At 58.9% G+C, this 16,329-nt stretch carries 14 protein-coding genes and 1 riboswitch; of the genes, 9 read left to right on the top strand and 5 right to left on the bottom strand.

Annotated features, from left to right (window positions below):
* Position 1 precedes the first annotated feature (1 nt).
* Entirely contained in the window at positions 2-1,030 is a 1,029-nt protein-coding gene (gene cobW, locus IG629_RS10835) for a cobalamin biosynthesis protein CobW (protein ID WP_193171967.1), read from the bottom strand.
* Positions 1,031-1,131: 101 nt separating this feature from the next.
* Positions 1,132-1,360: riboswitch (cobalamin riboswitch) on the bottom strand.
* Between the two features lie 117 nt (positions 1,361-1,477).
* Between cobW and IG629_RS10830 the strand changes: the two genes are divergently transcribed.
* Positions 1,478-1,855 carry a hypothetical protein gene (locus IG629_RS10830; RefSeq protein ID WP_193171966.1) on the top strand — a complete coding sequence of 126 codons (378 nt, stop codon included), beginning with the start codon at positions 1,478-1,480 and terminating at the stop codon, positions 1,853-1,855.
* A gap of 3 nt (positions 1,856-1,858) precedes the next feature.
* Here the strand turns inward: IG629_RS10830 and IG629_RS10825 are convergent, their stop codons facing one another.
* The gene (locus IG629_RS10825) at positions 1,859-2,494 is read right to left on the bottom strand and encodes a putative 2OG-Fe(II) oxygenase (protein ID WP_193171965.1); all 636 of its coding nucleotides are present in this window, start codon (positions 2,492-2,494) and stop codon (positions 1,859-1,861) included.
* Positions 2,495-2,983: 489 nt separating this feature from the next.
* On the opposite strand from IG629_RS10825, the gene IG629_RS10820 reads away from it, so the two are divergent.
* Positions 2,984-4,042, top strand: a complete 1,059-nt coding sequence (locus tag IG629_RS10820; protein WP_193171964.1) for a matrixin family metalloprotease — start codon at positions 2,984-2,986, stop codon at positions 4,040-4,042.
* On the opposite strand, the gene IG629_RS10815 is transcribed toward IG629_RS10820, so the two are convergent.
* Complete coding sequence (locus IG629_RS10815; protein ID WP_193171963.1) at positions 4,039-5,055, bottom strand: GDP-mannose 4,6-dehydratase; 1,017 nt, start codon at positions 5,053-5,055, stop codon at positions 4,039-4,041. The two genes, IG629_RS10820 and IG629_RS10815, sit on opposite strands and share 4 nt — an antisense overlap.
* A gap of 164 nt (positions 5,056-5,219) precedes the next feature.
* Complete coding sequence (locus tag IG629_RS10810; protein WP_193171962.1) at positions 5,220-6,563, bottom strand: nucleotide sugar dehydrogenase; 1,344 nt, start codon at positions 6,561-6,563, stop codon at positions 5,220-5,222.
* Positions 6,564-6,617: 54 nt separating this feature from the next.
* Between IG629_RS10810 and IG629_RS10805 the strand changes: the two genes are divergently transcribed.
* Complete coding sequence (locus IG629_RS10805; RefSeq protein ID WP_028466582.1) at positions 6,618-7,484, top strand: phytanoyl-CoA dioxygenase family protein; 867 nt, start codon at positions 6,618-6,620, stop codon at positions 7,482-7,484.
* Between the two features lie 126 nt (positions 7,485-7,610).
* Here the strand turns inward: IG629_RS10805 and IG629_RS10800 are convergent, their stop codons facing one another.
* Positions 7,611-8,531: a pirin family protein gene (locus IG629_RS10800; RefSeq protein WP_193171961.1), complete on the bottom strand. Its 921-nt coding sequence runs from the start codon at positions 8,529-8,531 to the stop codon at positions 7,611-7,613.
* 229 nt (positions 8,532-8,760) lie between these two features.
* On the opposite strand from IG629_RS10800, the gene IG629_RS10795 reads away from it, so the two are divergent.
* The 6 genes from IG629_RS10795 to IG629_RS10770 all read left to right on the top strand — a co-directional run bounded on the left by IG629_RS10795 (position 8,761) and on the right by IG629_RS10770 (position 16,269).
* Positions 8,761-10,416: a sensor domain-containing diguanylate cyclase gene (locus IG629_RS10795; protein ID WP_193171960.1), complete on the top strand. Its 1,656-nt coding sequence runs from the start codon at positions 8,761-8,763 to the stop codon at positions 10,414-10,416.
* 198 nt (positions 10,417-10,614) lie between these two features.
* On the top strand, positions 10,615-10,935 hold the full coding sequence (locus IG629_RS10790; RefSeq protein ID WP_193171959.1) for a helix-turn-helix domain-containing protein: 321 nt from the start codon (positions 10,615-10,617) through the stop codon (positions 10,933-10,935).
* 39 nt (positions 10,936-10,974) lie between these two features.
* On the top strand, positions 10,975-12,615 hold the full coding sequence (locus tag IG629_RS10785) for a hypothetical protein (RefSeq protein WP_193171958.1): 1,641 nt from the start codon (positions 10,975-10,977) through the stop codon (positions 12,613-12,615).
* A 172-nt stretch (positions 12,616-12,787) separates the two neighbouring features.
* Positions 12,788-14,497 carry a type I secretion system permease/ATPase gene (locus IG629_RS10780; protein ID WP_193171957.1) on the top strand — a complete coding sequence of 570 codons (1,710 nt, stop codon included), beginning with the start codon at positions 12,788-12,790 and terminating at the stop codon, positions 14,495-14,497.
* Between the two features lie 153 nt (positions 14,498-14,650).
* The gene (locus tag IG629_RS10775) at positions 14,651-15,913 is read left to right on the top strand and encodes an HlyD family type I secretion periplasmic adaptor subunit (RefSeq protein ID WP_193171956.1); all 1,263 of its coding nucleotides are present in this window, start codon (positions 14,651-14,653) and stop codon (positions 15,911-15,913) included.
* A gap of 71 nt (positions 15,914-15,984) precedes the next feature.
* A complete protein-coding gene (locus IG629_RS10770) occupies positions 15,985-16,269 on the top strand; it encodes a hypothetical protein (protein ID WP_193171955.1) in 285 nt (94 codons plus the stop codon).
* The last annotated feature ends 60 nt before the right edge of the window (positions 16,270-16,329 follow it).

Here is a 16,329-nt window from a genome sequence, read left to right as displayed (position 1 = left end):
ATTATCCGGAGATGGCGCTGGCGATGGCGTCCCGGTCGAGCCCGTGATGACCGATTACCACGAGCCTTGAAGCGCGTGTTTCACCGGCCTGCCAGTCGCGGTCGAAATAGCGCTGGATGCGCGGGCCGACGCCCTGGATAACCTGCCGCATCGGCTTGCCCGGAATATCGAGAAAGCCTTTTACGCGCAGAATGTCGTGGCTCTCGACGGCGGCGATGATGCGTTCCTCAAGAGCTTCCGCGTCATCGACCACGCCGAGCGGCAGCACGAAACTGTCGAAATCCTCGTGGTCGTGCTCGTGTCCGTCGTCATGGTGCGAGGGGCGGCTGTCGAGATCGTCTTCCGCTGCCGCGCCAAGGCCGAGCAGTACATCCGCGCCGAGTTGGCCATGGGCGCTGGTGACGGTCTTCACCGCGCTCCTGAGGTAGGGCGCAACGATTTCGTGCACTTTCGCGAGGCCCGCCTCGTCCAGCAGGTCGGTCTTGTTCAGGACGACCATGTCGGCGCATTGAAGTTGTTCCTCGAACAGCTCTTCCAGCGGGCTTTCATGGTCGAGGGACTCGTCCGCCGTGCGCTGGTCCTGCACCGCGTCGTGGTCGTCGGCGAAACGGCCTTCGGAAACGGCGGCTGCGTCGATCACGGTGACCACACCGTCGACGGTGATGCGGGTACGCACCTCCGGCCAGGCGAAGGCTTTCACCAGCGGCTTTGGCAGGGCGAGGCCGGAGGTCTCAATGATGATGTGATCGGGGCGCTCCGGACGGGCCAGGATGGCTTCGATGGCGGGCAGGAAATCGTCCGCTACGGTGCAGCAGATGCAACCGTTGGCAAGTTCCACTACGTCATCGTCACTGCAGCCTTCGATGCCGCAGCCGGTCAGCAGCTCCCGGTCGACGCCGAGATCGCCGAATTCGTTGATGATGAAGGCGAAGCGGCGGGCGCCGTTATGCTCGACCAAATGCCGGATCAGGCTGGTTTTGCCGGCGCCAAGAAAGCCGGTGATAACGGTGGCGGGGATCTTCTCTGTCATGTCTGTCTCCTGGGCCTTCCACGGCATTATGCCTTGGACCGGTGCGTTGCGCTCTCGTCACCGAACGGAAGACCGTGCCCTGATCACACCCCGGATCAAGGCGGGCGACGATGCTGACGGCAGGTCTCCTGGCTCGCCGGGTCATAACGTTCTGTCCGCCTTCCCGGATGCAGGAAATCCTGCGTCCAGTGGCTTCGGGACAGACCGCTCGCCGGCTACAGTTGCGGGGGCAGCCGCGGCTTGATCCGGCAGACACGCCGAACCGACCGCGTTCCCTTTTGATCCCCCCCTCCGAATGAAAGGGCGGGAACCGTCAGCAAAACCCTTGTCGGACGGTGTGGGGGCAGTGTCAAGGGAGCGCGTCGACGGAGAGGCTGAAATCGGCTACATTCATGCCTATATCGAAGGGAAGCCCCGCCCCGGCGGGCCGGAACCGGACATCCAGAAATGGCCATCACTGCGACGGCTTCGATAGCGCCTCAACTCAGTACCCTGAACCGCAATGGAACGGGGCAGATAAGCTCGCCCACGGAATCCGGCGCACCTGTTGCGGCGGAAAACAGTGCGGCGGTTGCCGCAACCGCGGTTCTCGGCTCATCCGGTCAGCAAAGTGCCGCCGTGACGCAAGCCCAGTCCGCGCTGCGTTCCGCAGAGGATGCCGTCGCCCGGCGCGAGGCCGATTTGAGCGATGCGCAGAGCGCTGCTTCCGCCGCCTCCGATCGTGCCGACCAGCGCCGCCGTGCTTTGTCCGAGGCAGAGGGAGCTGAGCGGGTTGCCCTCGCCGAAGATCTGCAGCGCGGCTCTCTGGTCAATATTTCCGTCTGAAAATCAGGATCGCTTCAGGTTCAGGATTTCCGCCGCGAGTGTCAGCGTGATCCGCTCGCCATCCCCGTAATACGGGTTTGTGCGGAAGGTGAGCCAACTCGGGAAGACCGTGAGCTGGCCATTCTTGGCTGCCACCAGCATGGGGCTACCAACAGGGTCTATCGGCAGTCCTGCAAGACAGGCGGCGCCGCGCGGATCGTCGATCTCGATGGTGCCGCTCTCCGGCGCGTCGGCATTGGGCGCATCGCCCGCTTCGACCGTATAAATCATCGTCAGATGATGCCCCGGTTTCAGATGACTTTTCTCGTAAGCGCCGTAACGCAGAACCGTTGCCGAACCGGAGAGCCGGACATCGAATGTGCAGTCCCTGCCAGCGATCTGCGGCACCACGGCCTGGACGGCGCCGAGAGCGGTCTGCCGGATGGTGTCGACGCCCTTGTCCGGCCACTCAAACAGATCCCCGCTGGAGCGCCAGCCGCCGACGACGCCACCGGCATTCGTCTCGCCTGATACCTCACGGGTCAGGACGGCGGCTTTCAGGGCGTCATTGAGCGGCGCGCAGCCGTCGATGGCAAACATGAACAACCGGGTCGGGAAGACCTCGAGAATATCCGTGCGGGAATCGAATTTCAGTTCCATGGTGCGGCTCCGGGCGATCTTAATTCTGCTCGACCCCTCTCCCATAGCATGTCGGCGGGGGCGCCGGTCAAACCGCGCCGTGTGGCGATTTTATGAAAACGAGGAAAGGCGTCACCAGTGGTCTGCCCGCTTCTTTGTGCATCGACCGCTCGAAACCCGTCTGGTCTAGGTGCACCATCATCATAGAATGTGCTCAGATGAAGCGGGTTACAGGACCCTAGATGGCGGGAATCCAGGATAGGGATATGTGACCTAGGCTTGTTTTTCATCTGCAGTCACACAAAATCGATGATGATTGATCTGCTCTCCAGCGTGCGAAAGCCCATAATTGTGAAATCATTGCTCGCGAGATTGGGAACCTTCAAGCGGGCGACGTTTGGTTCGAGTGTGCGAATGATTCAGGAGAGGAGAACAAGAAAAACGAACAAGCACCTGAGAGTTCTTGAATAAAATAATGTTTTCTCGCTATTTACTCTTTCTGGATCATCCTTGGATGACACGACATCGCCGCCTTTCACAAATGGATCCAACATTGTGAATTTCTTTACCGAATCGTTCAGAATTTATGGTCAGAAATGGGGCGGCAGCCAGGTTGCCCAAACCACAGGCGGGACAGTTACCTATAGTTTTGCAGAATCCAATTTTGGCAATCAGTTTGCTGATTTTGATTCCTTCATTACCGAAGAAGCCTTTCAAACCGATGTCACATCAGCTTTTTCTGCATGGGAAGATGTAGCGAATGTTCAGTTTAAATTGGTTTCCGATTCATCCGATGTAGACATTCGAATAGGTTGGGCGAATATCGATGGGGAAGGCGGTACGCTTGGCGCTGCGATCGTTCCTTCAAGCGGCCCACTTGATCGGGTTGTCATCAGGCTTGACCGAGATGAAAACTGGTCCACAGGGGGCAATTCACCGTCCTCACAAACCGACTTCGTGTATGTAACCACCCATGAAATTGGCCATGCGATAGGCATCGGTCACACGTCCATTACCGACGCGTTGATGAATGAATTTTACAATAGCGACGTATCCGGCCTTCAAGCTGATGATATCGCTGCGGCTGAAGCAATTTATGGAGCGTCAAATATTGAAAAAATAGATGTCTATCGATTTCTGAATGACTCAGTTGGCGGGCATTTCTTTACTGCGGAAGTAACAGAAAAAGACAGTGTTGTGGCGGCTTCTGTTTTCCAGTCGGAAGGGGTTGGGTTTGAGGCCCTGTCCCAGGCCGCGACGGACGTTGAGCTGTCTGTTCCTATTTATCGATTTTTCAACAAAACTCTTGGAAGTCATTTCTTTACGGCAAATGAAGAAGAAAAATCACAAGTTATGTTGATGGAGGAGTTCGGTTTTGAGGGGGTTGGGTTTCGTGCTTTTGACGAAGACACGGCGTCAACGGAACCCATCTATAGATTTTTTAATACCGTTACAGGCGGGCATTTCTTTACGGCCGATAGTGATGAGAAAACTGCCGTTATGAACCTTGATGGCTTTCGTTTCGAAGGCATTGGTTTCTACGCTTACCTGAATACGGACATTGCCTAGGCTTTGGCGCCATCACCCAGATAGGCGAACCATGACTTTGTCGCATCCGCGATCGAACTCGGATCCCAGAGCGGGGCGTCTTTCCAGTGTTCGATATCGGCGAGCATGCGGGCCACACCATCTTCGAAGGACACTTGCGGTGTCCACCCAAGCTCCTCCTGAATCTTGGAGTTGTCGGCCCATGTAACGTCCGGCTCTCCAGGACGTTTTGGGACGTAAACCACCTCGCCGCCGATCAGCTCGACAAGCCGGTTAATCGATTGTGGGTTGCCTCCGCCGGCATTGTAGATCTCGCCACTTGCCTCTGTCAGAGCCGCCGCATGAAATGCCCGCGCCAGATCGGATGCGTATATGAAATCCCGCCGTTGCGTGCCGTCACCGACAACGGTAAAGGGCTTCCCCGCGAGTTTTTGCCGAAGAAAGACCCCGAAAACCGCGCCATAGGCTCCCGTGGTTCGGACCCTCGTCCCGTAGGCGTTGAAGATCCTGACCGAATTGGCCGGCAGTCCGTAAACCTGATGCCAGTGCATCACCGCCTGCTCACCCTGGTACTTGCTCAAAGCGTATGGATATTCAGGCCGTGCCGGGTGAGATTCGATTGTCGGCGTGTCCGCGAGCCCGTAGCAGGATGACGAGGCTGCATAAACGAACTTCTCGACATTTGCCGCCCGCGCGCATTCGAGGACATGAACCGTGCCCTGCACGTTTGTCGCCATATACTCAATCGGTTGCTCGATCGATGGCACGACGTCCCCTATGCCAGCGAAGTGATATACGAACCGCGCACCCTCAAAGGCCGGTTTGATGGACCCGATGTCCCGGATGTCGGCCTCGAATATCTTGAGCTCCGGATTGTCCGCATGATGCTTCAAATTCGAGCGGTGCCCGCCGGAGAAATTATCGACCACATGCACCCGGAAGCCTTGAGCCAGCAGGAGGTCGACCATGTGGCTACCAATGAAACCGCCGCCACCGGTGACCACCGCGATCCCAGGCGCGCTGTTTTTCACCATTGATTTTGATCTCCGTTGAATTTCAACATCATCTTCAACATAACTCGCCGCATATCACAAGATGGACGAGTGGTGGCTCGAAACCGATCTCGTATTACTAGAGCGTGCCGCGCAGCTTGTGGTGCGAAACCATGCAATTATATCGATTTGGCAAGGCATACCCGTCAGGCCGAAACGATATAGTCGCCGGTCAGACCGCGTGCCCTCATCGCGTTGCGCGTGTCCACAACCAGCCTGGCATGCTCCGCCAGCAGCCCGTAATCCACATCGTCGTGATCGGTGACGATCAGCACGGCATCCACCGCAGCAAGGCGCTCAGCCGTCAGAGCCTCGCTCTTGCCCCCCGCAAGCATGCCGAACTCCCGTGATGGCAGGATTTCCGGAATCCATGGATCGTGGAAGCCTACCTGCGCTCCCGCCGCCCGGAGCTTCTCCAGAATGGTCAGGGCCGGGCTTTCGCGCTGGTCCGCCACGTTCTTCTTGTAGGCCATGCCGATCAGTAGGATGTCGGCGCCGTTCAGGCCCTTGCCCGACTGCCGGTCCACCGCCTCGCGCAGCCGGTCGATGACATAATCCGGCATCGCCCGGTTGATCTCGCCCGCAAGCTCGATAAAGCGGGTCGACTGGCCAACGCTGCGGGCCTTCCAGGCAAGATAGAACGGGTCGATCGGAATGCAGTGCCCGCCGAGGCCCGGGCCCGGATAGAACGGCATGTAGCCGAAGGGCTTGGTCGAGGCCGCCTCGATGACTTCCCAGACATCGATATCCATGGCGCCGTAAATTACCTTCAACTCGTTCACCAGCGCGATATTCACCGCCCGGAATACATTCTCGGTGATCTTCACCGCCTCCGCCGTCGCGGCGCTCGAGACCGGCACGACCTTTTCCAGCACGGCGCTGTAGAGCGCCACGGCGAGCGTTCCGGAAGCCTCGTCGACACCGCCGACCACTTTCGGAATACGGCCGATGGAATAATGCGCGTTGCCGGGATCTTCCCGCTCCGGCGCGAAGGCGAGGAACAGGTCCTCACCAACCCGGCGCCCGGTGGCTTCCAGAATTGGCCGCAGCACCTCGTCGGTGGTGCCGGGATAGGTCGTCGATTCCAGCACCACCAGCGCGCCCGGTTTCAGCACCGGCGCCAGCGCGGCGGCGGTATCGCGGACATAGCGCAGGTCCGGATCGCGCTCAGGGGTCAGCGGCGTCGGCACACAGATCAGCACCGCATCCGCATCGCCGAGGTCAGCGATCTCTGCCGTCGCCAGAAAATCCCCCGCCGCAATCTGCGCGCCAAGCCCGTCCACCGGGATATGCGGCAGATAGGACCGCTCCGCCGTCAGCGCCGCTATCTTGGCACCGTCGATATCGTAGCCGATCACCCGGAACCCGGCCTTCAGGCAGGCCAGCGCCAGGGGCAGGCCGACATAGCCGAGCCCGATCACGCCTATCCGCGCGCTCTTGTTGGAGACTTTGTCCAGAAATGCCTGGTCGAGGAATGCTTGCACCGTCATGGGATCTGTCCGTAGCCTGAAGCAGGTTCACACGCAAGCACGGGAGAAAATGCGATGGCCGGTCTCAGCGACGCGCAAAGGGATGCCTTCTGGCGCGACGGCTATCTCACCATCGAAAACGCGGTCTCGCCGGACCTGCTCGGGCGGTTGCGCGATACTTTCAGCGGCTGGGTCGAGGAAAGCCGGGGCCATGCCGCCCCCTATGGCGAGACCATCAACAACAAGCCGCGTTTCGACGTGGAGCCGGGCCACACGTCAGAGAAACCGGGCCTGCGCCGGGTCAATGCGCCGGTCGAGGTGTCCGAGGCCTATTACGAGGCGATGGCCTCCAGCCACATGACCGATTGCGTCGCCGACCTGATCGGCCCGAATCTGAAATTCCATCACTCGAAGATCAATTCCAAGCTGCCCGGCGGCGCCACCCAGGTAAAATGGCACCAGGATTTCCCCTTCACCCCGCACACCAATGACGACGTGATCACGGCGCTGCTCATGGTGGACGAGGTAACGGAAGAGAACGGCCCGCTGGAAGTGCTCCCCGGCTCTCACAAGGGAGAGATCCACGGCCTCTGGCATGACGGTGTGTTCACCGGCGCCATCGATGACGCCATCGCGGAGGAGTGCCAGAGAAAGGCCGTCCGCAGTATCGGACCCGCAGGCTCGGTCTGCCTGATGCACACCCGCCTGCTGCACGGCTCCGCCCCGAATCGCTCGGCAAACCCGCGCACGCTGTTCATCTCGGTCTATTCGGCGGAAGATTCCGTGCCGGTCTCCCCCAGCCCCATGCCGAACAAGTTCGAAGGCACCGTGGTGCGCGGCGTCCGGACCGGCCGGGTGCGGGCGATCCCTTACGAGATCACCCTGCCGCAACTACCCTCGACCGCATCCTTCTTTGACCAGCAGGCGAAGCATAAGGAGTGAGTCCCGCTCCTACCGCCCAAAACCGTCATCCCGATGAAAATCGGGATCCATGATGACGGTCTCCGCTCTATGAACGGTGGATCCTGACCTGTGTCGGGATACCGACGAGGGGGCAGGAGAACGCCCTCAGATCCCTGTCGCGCCTTCGCGGATGAAGGTGCCGTTATTGAGGTCGTGGATTGCCTGCCGCAGTTCCTCTTTCGTGTTCATCACGATCGGGCCGTGCCAGGCGACCGGCTCTTTGATCGGCTTTCCGGCGACGAGCAGGAAGCGGATACCTTCGGGGCCGGTGGTGACGCTGATTTCGTCGCCGCTGTCGAATTTCACCAGCGTGCGGTTGCCGGACATGTCGCGGGCCGTCAGCTCCTCACCGGCGAATTCCTTCTCCACCAGCACACCCACCGGGTTGGACGCGTCCCGGAACCGTCCGGCGCCGGCGAAGATATAGGCGAAGGCATTCGCTCTGGTGTCCACCGGGAGCCGCCGAGTCGTGTTTGGCGGCACGGAGATATCGAGATAGAGCGGATCGGCCGCGATGCCGTCGACAGGGCCGCGCTTGCCCCAGAAATTGCCGGTGATGATCTTCACCTTCGTGCCGTCATCGTCCGTGATCTCCGGAATGTCGCCCCCGGAAATGTCCTGGTAGCGCGGCGTGGTCATCTTGTGCGCCGAGGGCAGGTTGGCCCAGAGCTGGAAGCCATGCATCTGGCCGCTGGCGTTTCCGCGCGGCATCTCCTGATGCATGATGCCGGAGCCCGCCGTCATCCATTGTACCGAGCCCGCGCCGAGCACCCCGTGATTGCCGAGGGAGTCCCCGTGCTCGACCTCGCCCGCTAGCACGTAGGTGATGGTCTCGATACCGCGATGCGGATGCCAGGGGAACCCGGCGGCGTATTTCGCCGGATCGTCGTTGCGGAAATCGTCCATCATCAGGAACGGGTCGGTCTCGGACGTATCCCCGAACCCGAACACCCGGTGCAGATGCACGCCCGCCCCTTCCATCGTCGGCTGGGCATGGGACTCGGATTTCACGGCGCGGATCGACATGGCGGATCTCCAAAGCTCAGAGCGCGGCGGAACTGCTACGCTTCATGAGAGATGGGTTGAAGATAACAGATTGGGAGGGGGTGATTGTTCGCGAATGGGGACACTCTGTTGCTCTCCGTCAGCTGAAGCCATTAGCGAAATTTTCACCACTTTCGATCAAAAACGCTCTGTCTGTGTTGGGGAAGGGCGCTGGCCGCAATAAAGCGCCTCGATTAGGAGATCGACAACGATGCGTCTCAAGCATCTCTTGATTATTGCGTTCGTCGTCGTGTCGGCAGTCCCCATGTTCCTCGGCCTGCAATATCTGAATGGTCAATTCGGCCAGTATACGCGTCAACTGTTCTCCGAGAATCTCTCGGCCCTGTCCCTTATCGCCAAACAGCGCCTTCTGGGGGCTGTCGACAGGATCCGGGACACCACGTCGCTGGTCGCCAGCCGAACACAGCTTCGGCGCGATATGGCGGAGTGGAATCGCACGCACGACGCGGCTTATGCAGAAGACATCGCCCGCATCATCCTCGATGCGAGACAAGGGCTGACCCTTCTGAAAGAAATCTCCGTCTATGATCGGCAAAGCAATCTTGTCGCCTCGACATCGTCCGAACCGGCACCTTGGCGGCTCGAACCCGATCAGGTCTTCAAGGAGAGCATCTACCTGACACAGGACGGCGAAGACGTTGTTGCCACCAGCGTCGCCCCGCTGGTGTTCGACCACAAAGTCTCGGGCTATATCCGCCTCGCATTCAAGACCACCTTTATTACCGAACTGGTCCAGCAACGCACCGGACTTGGCGAGACCGGTGAATGGCTGTTCGCCGTGCGCCACGAGAGCGGCGACGCCTTGTTCGCTGTTCCTCTCAAATACGACCAGAAGGCAGCATTCCGGCGGCGTGTTGCGATGGACCGGCTCGACGTCCCGATCACGCAGGCCATGCTGGGCAACGAGATCGTCATGAGCTTCGCTCCGGACTATCTGGAAAGGCCCGTCCTGGCGTCAACGCGCTACCTCTCCGAACTCGATTGGGGGCTCGTCGCCAAGATCAACGAAGAGGAAGTCGCAGCTCTGGTAAACCGGAACACGAAACTGATCTACATCGCCGAGCTCTCCATCATCGTGCTGGCGATCTTTGCCGGTGTAGGACTGTCATTCTTTATCGCCAAGCCGATCGAAAAATTACGGGCTCACACTGCGAAAGTCACGAGGGGCGAACTTGCGAAACCGCCAGAGGGCGGCGGGTGGCGCGAGGTCAGGGAACTGACCGAACATTTTTCGGTCATGATTGTCACTCTCAAGGAGTTCAACGAAACGCTGCAAAGCAAAATCGACGAACGAACGCACGACCTCGGCGAAGCCAACCGGAAACTGACCGAGCTGGCGACAAGAGACCCGCTGACGGGGCTCTACAATCGGCGCCATCTTGAAGTCTGTCTGGACCACGAGATCGGTAGGGCCCGCCGCTACGGCAACGCGCTGGCGATAGTGATTATGGACATCGACCACTTTAAAGCGGTCAACGACGCGCACGGCCACGGAGTTGGCGACCTGGTGCTGCAACGGATCTCCGAGTTTCTCAAGAGCACTCTGCGGACATCGGATATCGTCGCGCGGATCGGCGGAGAGGAATTCTGCTGGATCCTGCCGGAGACTCCGGAGGATGCAGCGGTGGCTTTTCTCGACAGAGTGCGCATCGGTATTTCAGAGATTGCATTCGAGGCCGACGCCGTCGCGTTCAACGTAACATGCAGCTTCGGCCTCGCTGAGCTGAGCGACGCCTCTCCTGACGCCGACAAGCTTCTGAAAAACGCCGATCTCGCTCTCTACGAGGCAAAAAGAGCCGGTCGAAACCGGATCGTCTCTTTCACGCAAAGCCCAGAAGAAGTGTAAGCGAGTACCTGCTGTCGGCGCACGCCGATCGCGTTGCCATGATCAAATAATGTCCCAGCGCGCGCTGAAGGCTATTGCCTTGCCAGTCGATGACGTAGCTCCGCTTTTTTCGCGACGGGAAAGGCTGGACATTGCCCGCGATGTACAGTAAGTTGTTAACCCATTAATCTACGGTCGACCTGGCCAGAAAGGGCTGAGATGTCCATTCAATTGTCGGCAAAGACGCGAGGCTCCGCTGCTACGGGGGAATTGCGCAAAGAAGCAGGGCTTTGGCTTCGGGCGCGCCGTGAAGATCTGGGCTTGTCTCAGCGCGAGTTGGCGCGACGGGTCAATATGGAATACTATACTTTCATCTCTCAGATTGAGGGTGGTCGGGGGCGCGTCCCGGCCGAGCGATTGGAAGACTGGGCTGAAGCCTTGGAGCTTGAGCCTCGTAATTTAGCGAAAACCCTCATGCAATATTACGATCCATACATGTACCGATTGATTTTTCCAGCTTCGGAAGAAGAAACTCTATAGATCTTCGTTTCTTCGACGGCGGGCATTAGGGGAGTCGGTATGTCGATTGTCCAATTTCATTGGGGCTCTGGCCGTGAACGGCAGCCTCAAGGATGGTCTACTCAAGAGACCGCGGAGTTCTACCGGATCGCGGATATCATGGCGCGTGCTGGTCTCCGTGTTGAAATCGACCAGGGTGAAACCGACGAAGGTGATCCTTGGCTCGTCTTTGTGCGTCCCGAGACCGATGACGTGGTTGCGCATTTCGCGCGGATCGACGGTTTTTTCGTTTCGGTTAGCTCTCTGACCCAAGACATCTATCGAGGGCGCGACGTACGTAGTGTCATCAATCAGATGCTGGAACGCCATCCGCTTATGGTGCCTCGCTCGGAGGAGGGCGGAAAGCTTTTCTTGCATCCAAGTGTCGTGCTTACGGCGTTTGTCGCAGCCGCTTTTGTGATGGCGATTGACGAAGCGCGGGCGCAAACTCTCGAAGATGTTCTAGCCAAAGCCGTAACCCCCTCTGACGGGGACGCGTCTCCTTTCGGCGCCTCAGATAAAAGTGTTGAGGATGCCCCCCAGGTAGAGATCCTTGGGGCGCGAATGGAAGCTGTTGGTGAAGATACCACTGGATATAATCAGGCGGCACTGCTTGGCGCGGTGATGATGGCTTACAGCCTCATGTCCCAAGAGGTGGAAAGCCTTAATCTGAATAATGTGTGGGATGATCGGTCTGCAGTGACGGTGGATGGGCATGAGCTGGTGCCGAATCTCGATCCAGTCTTTGTCGCCGATGAAAACACGTTCCACGGCGATGATGCCCCGGCGGAGTCCTTTATCAGAAACAAACCTGCTGGAGCCATTGTCGCCGATACGGCAGGCGAGAGCGGAGCGGAAAACGCTCACCAAGAGAACACGGTTCTGGCCACAAATCATTGGCCTGCTTTTATGCAACACGCCGATGAGGGCCCGGTAGCGGTGGAGAAAACAGCTACTCTTCAAGAGAAGCTTGCCGACTTCATTGTCCTCAGAGGGGAAGCTGCGGAAGACAGGCTTCAAGACATCCCGCAAGAGGGGTTTGACAAAGAGCCGAGCGCAGATGCCGTCGAGACCGTTCATCCCGAGGGTGGCGATCTTACGTCGCTCTCGGCGATAGCCCGTGAAGCTTTCGAGGTGGTATCGCTGTGGAAAGAGGATTCTGGCAGCCTTGGCCTGGGCAACATCGGGATCTCCATGGACAGCCGAGGCGAACTGTTCACGGTAGGTGTGTTGTCGGGGGACGTTGTCGTTGGGACGATCCTTCGCAGCGCGACGGAAATCTCAATGGACGATGGCGACGCATCAGAAACAGCGGTGCCGGGCGATGTCGAGAAAGAGGCCGCTTCGCCTCCTTCATATCGGGAAGAGAAGATTGTCGTCCAGGAACCCCCGGCTGATCCGATTGTAGGGCATTATCTGGGAAGAGAGGGGGTGTCTCTCTCCAGTGCCATTGACGTTCTGTTCTATGACGGCGGAGACTTCACTGTCAGTGGGTTTGAGCTCGGTAAGGATCTGTTGTGGTTCTTCCTGACGCCGGATCAGATTTCGGCCTCGCAGAGTGAGATCGTCAATGGGGACGATCTGATGATCTCCTTCGGGGGCGTGGGAACGTTGACGTTCGTTGATGTGCTCAGCGGGTCTGCGGCTGCAGAGCTGATTTGATGGCTGGTCTTGACCCCAGAATGGCCGTCCGCGGTGCGATAGAGTCATTGCTTATCGAGTGTCGAGGGCTTATGGAGGGGCGGAGTATATTATCGCCCCGGTTTTCCGCCCGGGCTGTCTCTGAAATGGCATGACGTAACGCTAATCACGGTTCCTGTAGATTATGAAAAAAATGAGCACGACCGCCCTTCAAGAGGCTGTAGGAGCCTGCAAGGCAAATCTGGGCGTTACGATATTATTCAGCTTTTTCATCAATCTACTGATGTTTGTTGCGCCGTTGCACATGCTGCAGATCTACGATCGTGTTTTGGTGAGCCGCAGTGAGGTAACGCTGCTGGTGCTGACGGTGTTGGCGTTGGGGCTGCTTGCGATTTACGGCCTTCTGGAAGGTGTTCGCTCACGCATTCTGGTCCGGACGGGTCTGAAATTCGATGAAATCCTGAATGACCGGCTGTTCAGAACCGTTTTCCGCGGTTCGGTGCGAAACCCCGCTATGGGGTCCGGCCAGTCTCTGCGCGATATGGATATGGTTCGGGAGTTCATTTCCGGTGGGGCCATCATTGCGCTTTGTGACGCGCCCTGGGTTCCGATTTTCATCGCCGCCGGTTTTCTGCTGCATCCGGTGCTGGGTTTCATCTCCCTTGGGGGGGCGATCATAATTTTTGCCCTGGCCCTGGCCAACGAGTTGATGACCAAGGATCTTTTGTCGAAGGGCGGCGCTGTCAGCATACAGGCGACGAATACAGCGACGGCCAGCCTGAGAAATTCCGAAGTTGTGCATGCAATGGGGATGATCTCGGCAATCAAGGACCGCTGGGCGCGCAGTCACGGTGACACGCTGACACATCAGTCGCGCGCGAGTGACCGAGCCGGCGGCATCATGGCGGCCTCACGGTTTATCCGCATGGGGCTTCAGGTCGCCATCCTTGGGACCGGTGCCTTCCTCGCTATCGAGAACGAAATATCTCCCGGTGTGATGATAGCCGCGTCAATTATCATGGGGCGTGCTCTGGCACCGGTTGAAATGGCCGTTGGCCAGTGGAAGAATTTCTCGAACAGCCGAAGCGCCTACCAACGCCTGAACGGAATGTTCGAAGCTATGCCTGAAACGGCGGCTCCGATGGAGCTGCCTGCCCCCAAAGGCCATATCAGCGTCCAGGGTATCACGGTGGTGCCTCCAGGCGGGCGTGTCCCCGTCGTAAAGGGGCTGACACTGGATCTGGCTCCGGGAACTTCGGTCGGGCTTGTCGGGCCCAGCGGCTCCGGAAAATCCTCCCTGGCCCGTGCGCTCGTCGGGGTCTGGCCCGTCGTGGCTGGATCAATCCGGTATGACGGGGCCGAGCTGGCCCAGTGGGATCCGGAAATTCTCGGCCCGCACCTTGGATATATGCCGCAAGATGTCGAATTGTTCGATGGCACGGTCGCCGAGAATATTGCGCGCTTCCAGGACTTTGAGCCGAGCGACGTGGTCATGGCTGCCCAGAAGGCGGGCGTTCACACCATGATTCTCGAGTTGCCCGATGGCTACGATACGAGCATCGGGGCCGGCGGACAGGCGCTTTCCGGCGGCCAGCGCCAGCGCGTCGCCCTGGCGCGCGCGCTCTATGGCGAGCCGCGCATTCTCATCCTCGACGAGCCGAACGCAAACCTGGATACGGACGGCGAGCAGGCTTTGTCAGCTGCCTTGCAGCAGGCCAAGGCAGCCGGCTGCACAGTTGTCGTGATCAGCCATCGCCCCTCACTGCTGGCCAACGTGGACCAGATCGCCGTCTTGAAGGACGGCGTGCTGGTGAAATACGGGCCAAGAGACCGGATCATGAATGAGCTGAGCGCGCCAACGCAAGTCAAGGCATTGGCCACCGCTGACGGGACCCGCTCGTGATTACCGCCAGACCCAGCTGCTCTAGACACAGTTGCTGAAGACCAGAGGAATATCGTGATGTCCATTCAGGAAGCGACGCCCCGAGCCGCCCCGGAATTCCTAGCCATAAAGCCCTCCATGCAGCGACCATCCTCGAGCATTTCCGGGGTGGTTATGTTCGGTATGATTGTCGTCCTGGCCATTTTTGGCGGGATCGGCGTATGGTCTGCCGTCGCGCCCTTGGCGCGTGCCGTTCTGGCGCCGGCGGTCCTCTCGGTAAAGGGCGAGCTTAAGGTCGTTCAGCATCTGGAAGGCGGGATTGTTGCCGAGGTCTATGTCGAAGAAGGCGAGCACGTCACAAAAGATCAGCTGCTTGTTCGCTTGAACCCGATACAGGCCGGCGCCACCGTTTCCCGATACCGGTACCAGCTTGATCAGGCCCTGATCCGTGCGGCCCGGCTGGAGGCCGAACTGAGGGGCGACGACTCCATAACGGTGAGCGGGGAAATTCAGCAGCGCGTATCCGCCGTCCCGGCGATCACGGAAATGGTGGCGGACGAGCAGGATCAGCTTGACGCGCGCCGGGAGAGTTTCAACGGCAACATCACAATCCTGGAGCAACGGATCGAGCAGTATAACGCGCAGATTTCCGGGCTGAATATCCAGCGGCAATCGCGACTCGATCAGATCGCCATCTTCGAAGACGAAATCGTTGGTCTGCGCGACCTTTACAAAAAGGGATTCTATCCGCGCTCACAGGTCCTTGCGATGGAGCGTGCCCTGGTGCAGCTCAAGGGGGCGGTTGGCAGCGACGATGCCGACATCGCCCGCGCCCAGAGCGGGGCCGGCGAATCGAAAAGCCAGATCATCAATATGAAACAGCGCTTCCGGGAACAGGTTGTCGCCGAATTGCACGAGGTGCAGGCTGAAATCGCGGACTTGAAAGAGCGAGTCGTTGTCGCCAACGATATCTACAAGCGGATCGAAATCCGCGCGCCCCAGTCCGGAATCATCCAGAACCTGCAGGTCCATACAATCGGCGGCGTGGTAAATCCCGGCCAGGCATTGATGGAAATCGCGCCCCAGGACAAAAGTCTTGTCGTCGACGCAAGGGTATCGCCGACGGATGTCGACAGTGTGAGCATCGGTCAAGACGCGGAAGTCCGGCTTACCGCCCTCAATCTGCGTAACACACCCACCATTTTCGGTATTGTGAAAACAATATCCGGTGATGCGCTGACCGTCAGGGAAACCGGGGAACAGTATTTTCGCGCCCGTGTGGAAATTCCGGAGGACGAGCTCCGGAAGCTGGGGGCCGTCAAACTGTCGGCGGGGATGCCCGCCGAGGTCCTGATCCAGGCGGGCGAACGCACGGCGCTGGAATACCTGATGAAACCCCTGATCGACGCTTATGCGCGCGGCCTGAACGAGGAATGAGGCACGGGCAGTCTGTGTCCTGAAACAATCCCAGGGCAATCTGTGCCCTGAAATCATTCAAGGAAGATAAAATGAGCGATTCTGAAAATTCGTCCAATCCCGGCACCTTGCCACCCGAGGACAAGGAGCGGGTCAGCCGGATCACAGCGGACATCATGGAACCGGCATTTCGAAAAGCGGTCGCGGAAGCCATGACCGAAGCGCCCGATATGGAAGTCATCAGCGCGGTCGCGAATGCCTATGCCGCTCTCCTGATCGAAACAATGGGCGCAAAAGCCGCGTCCGGCTTCATGCGGGCGCATGCGGATCATATCGAGTCGCTTGAAGAGAAATTGGCAACGGCCGGAAAAGCCTAAATATTTTCCTATTCCGGAATTTACGCTCTTGCACCGCTCCACCCGGTATAGTAATTACTG

The sequence above is a fragment of the Nisaea nitritireducens genome, from assembly GCF_014904795.1.
Taxonomy (GTDB): Bacteria; Pseudomonadota; Alphaproteobacteria; order Thalassobaculales; family Thalassobaculaceae; genus Nisaea; species Nisaea nitritireducens.
This window is presented reverse-complemented; position numbering and strand designations above follow the sequence as displayed.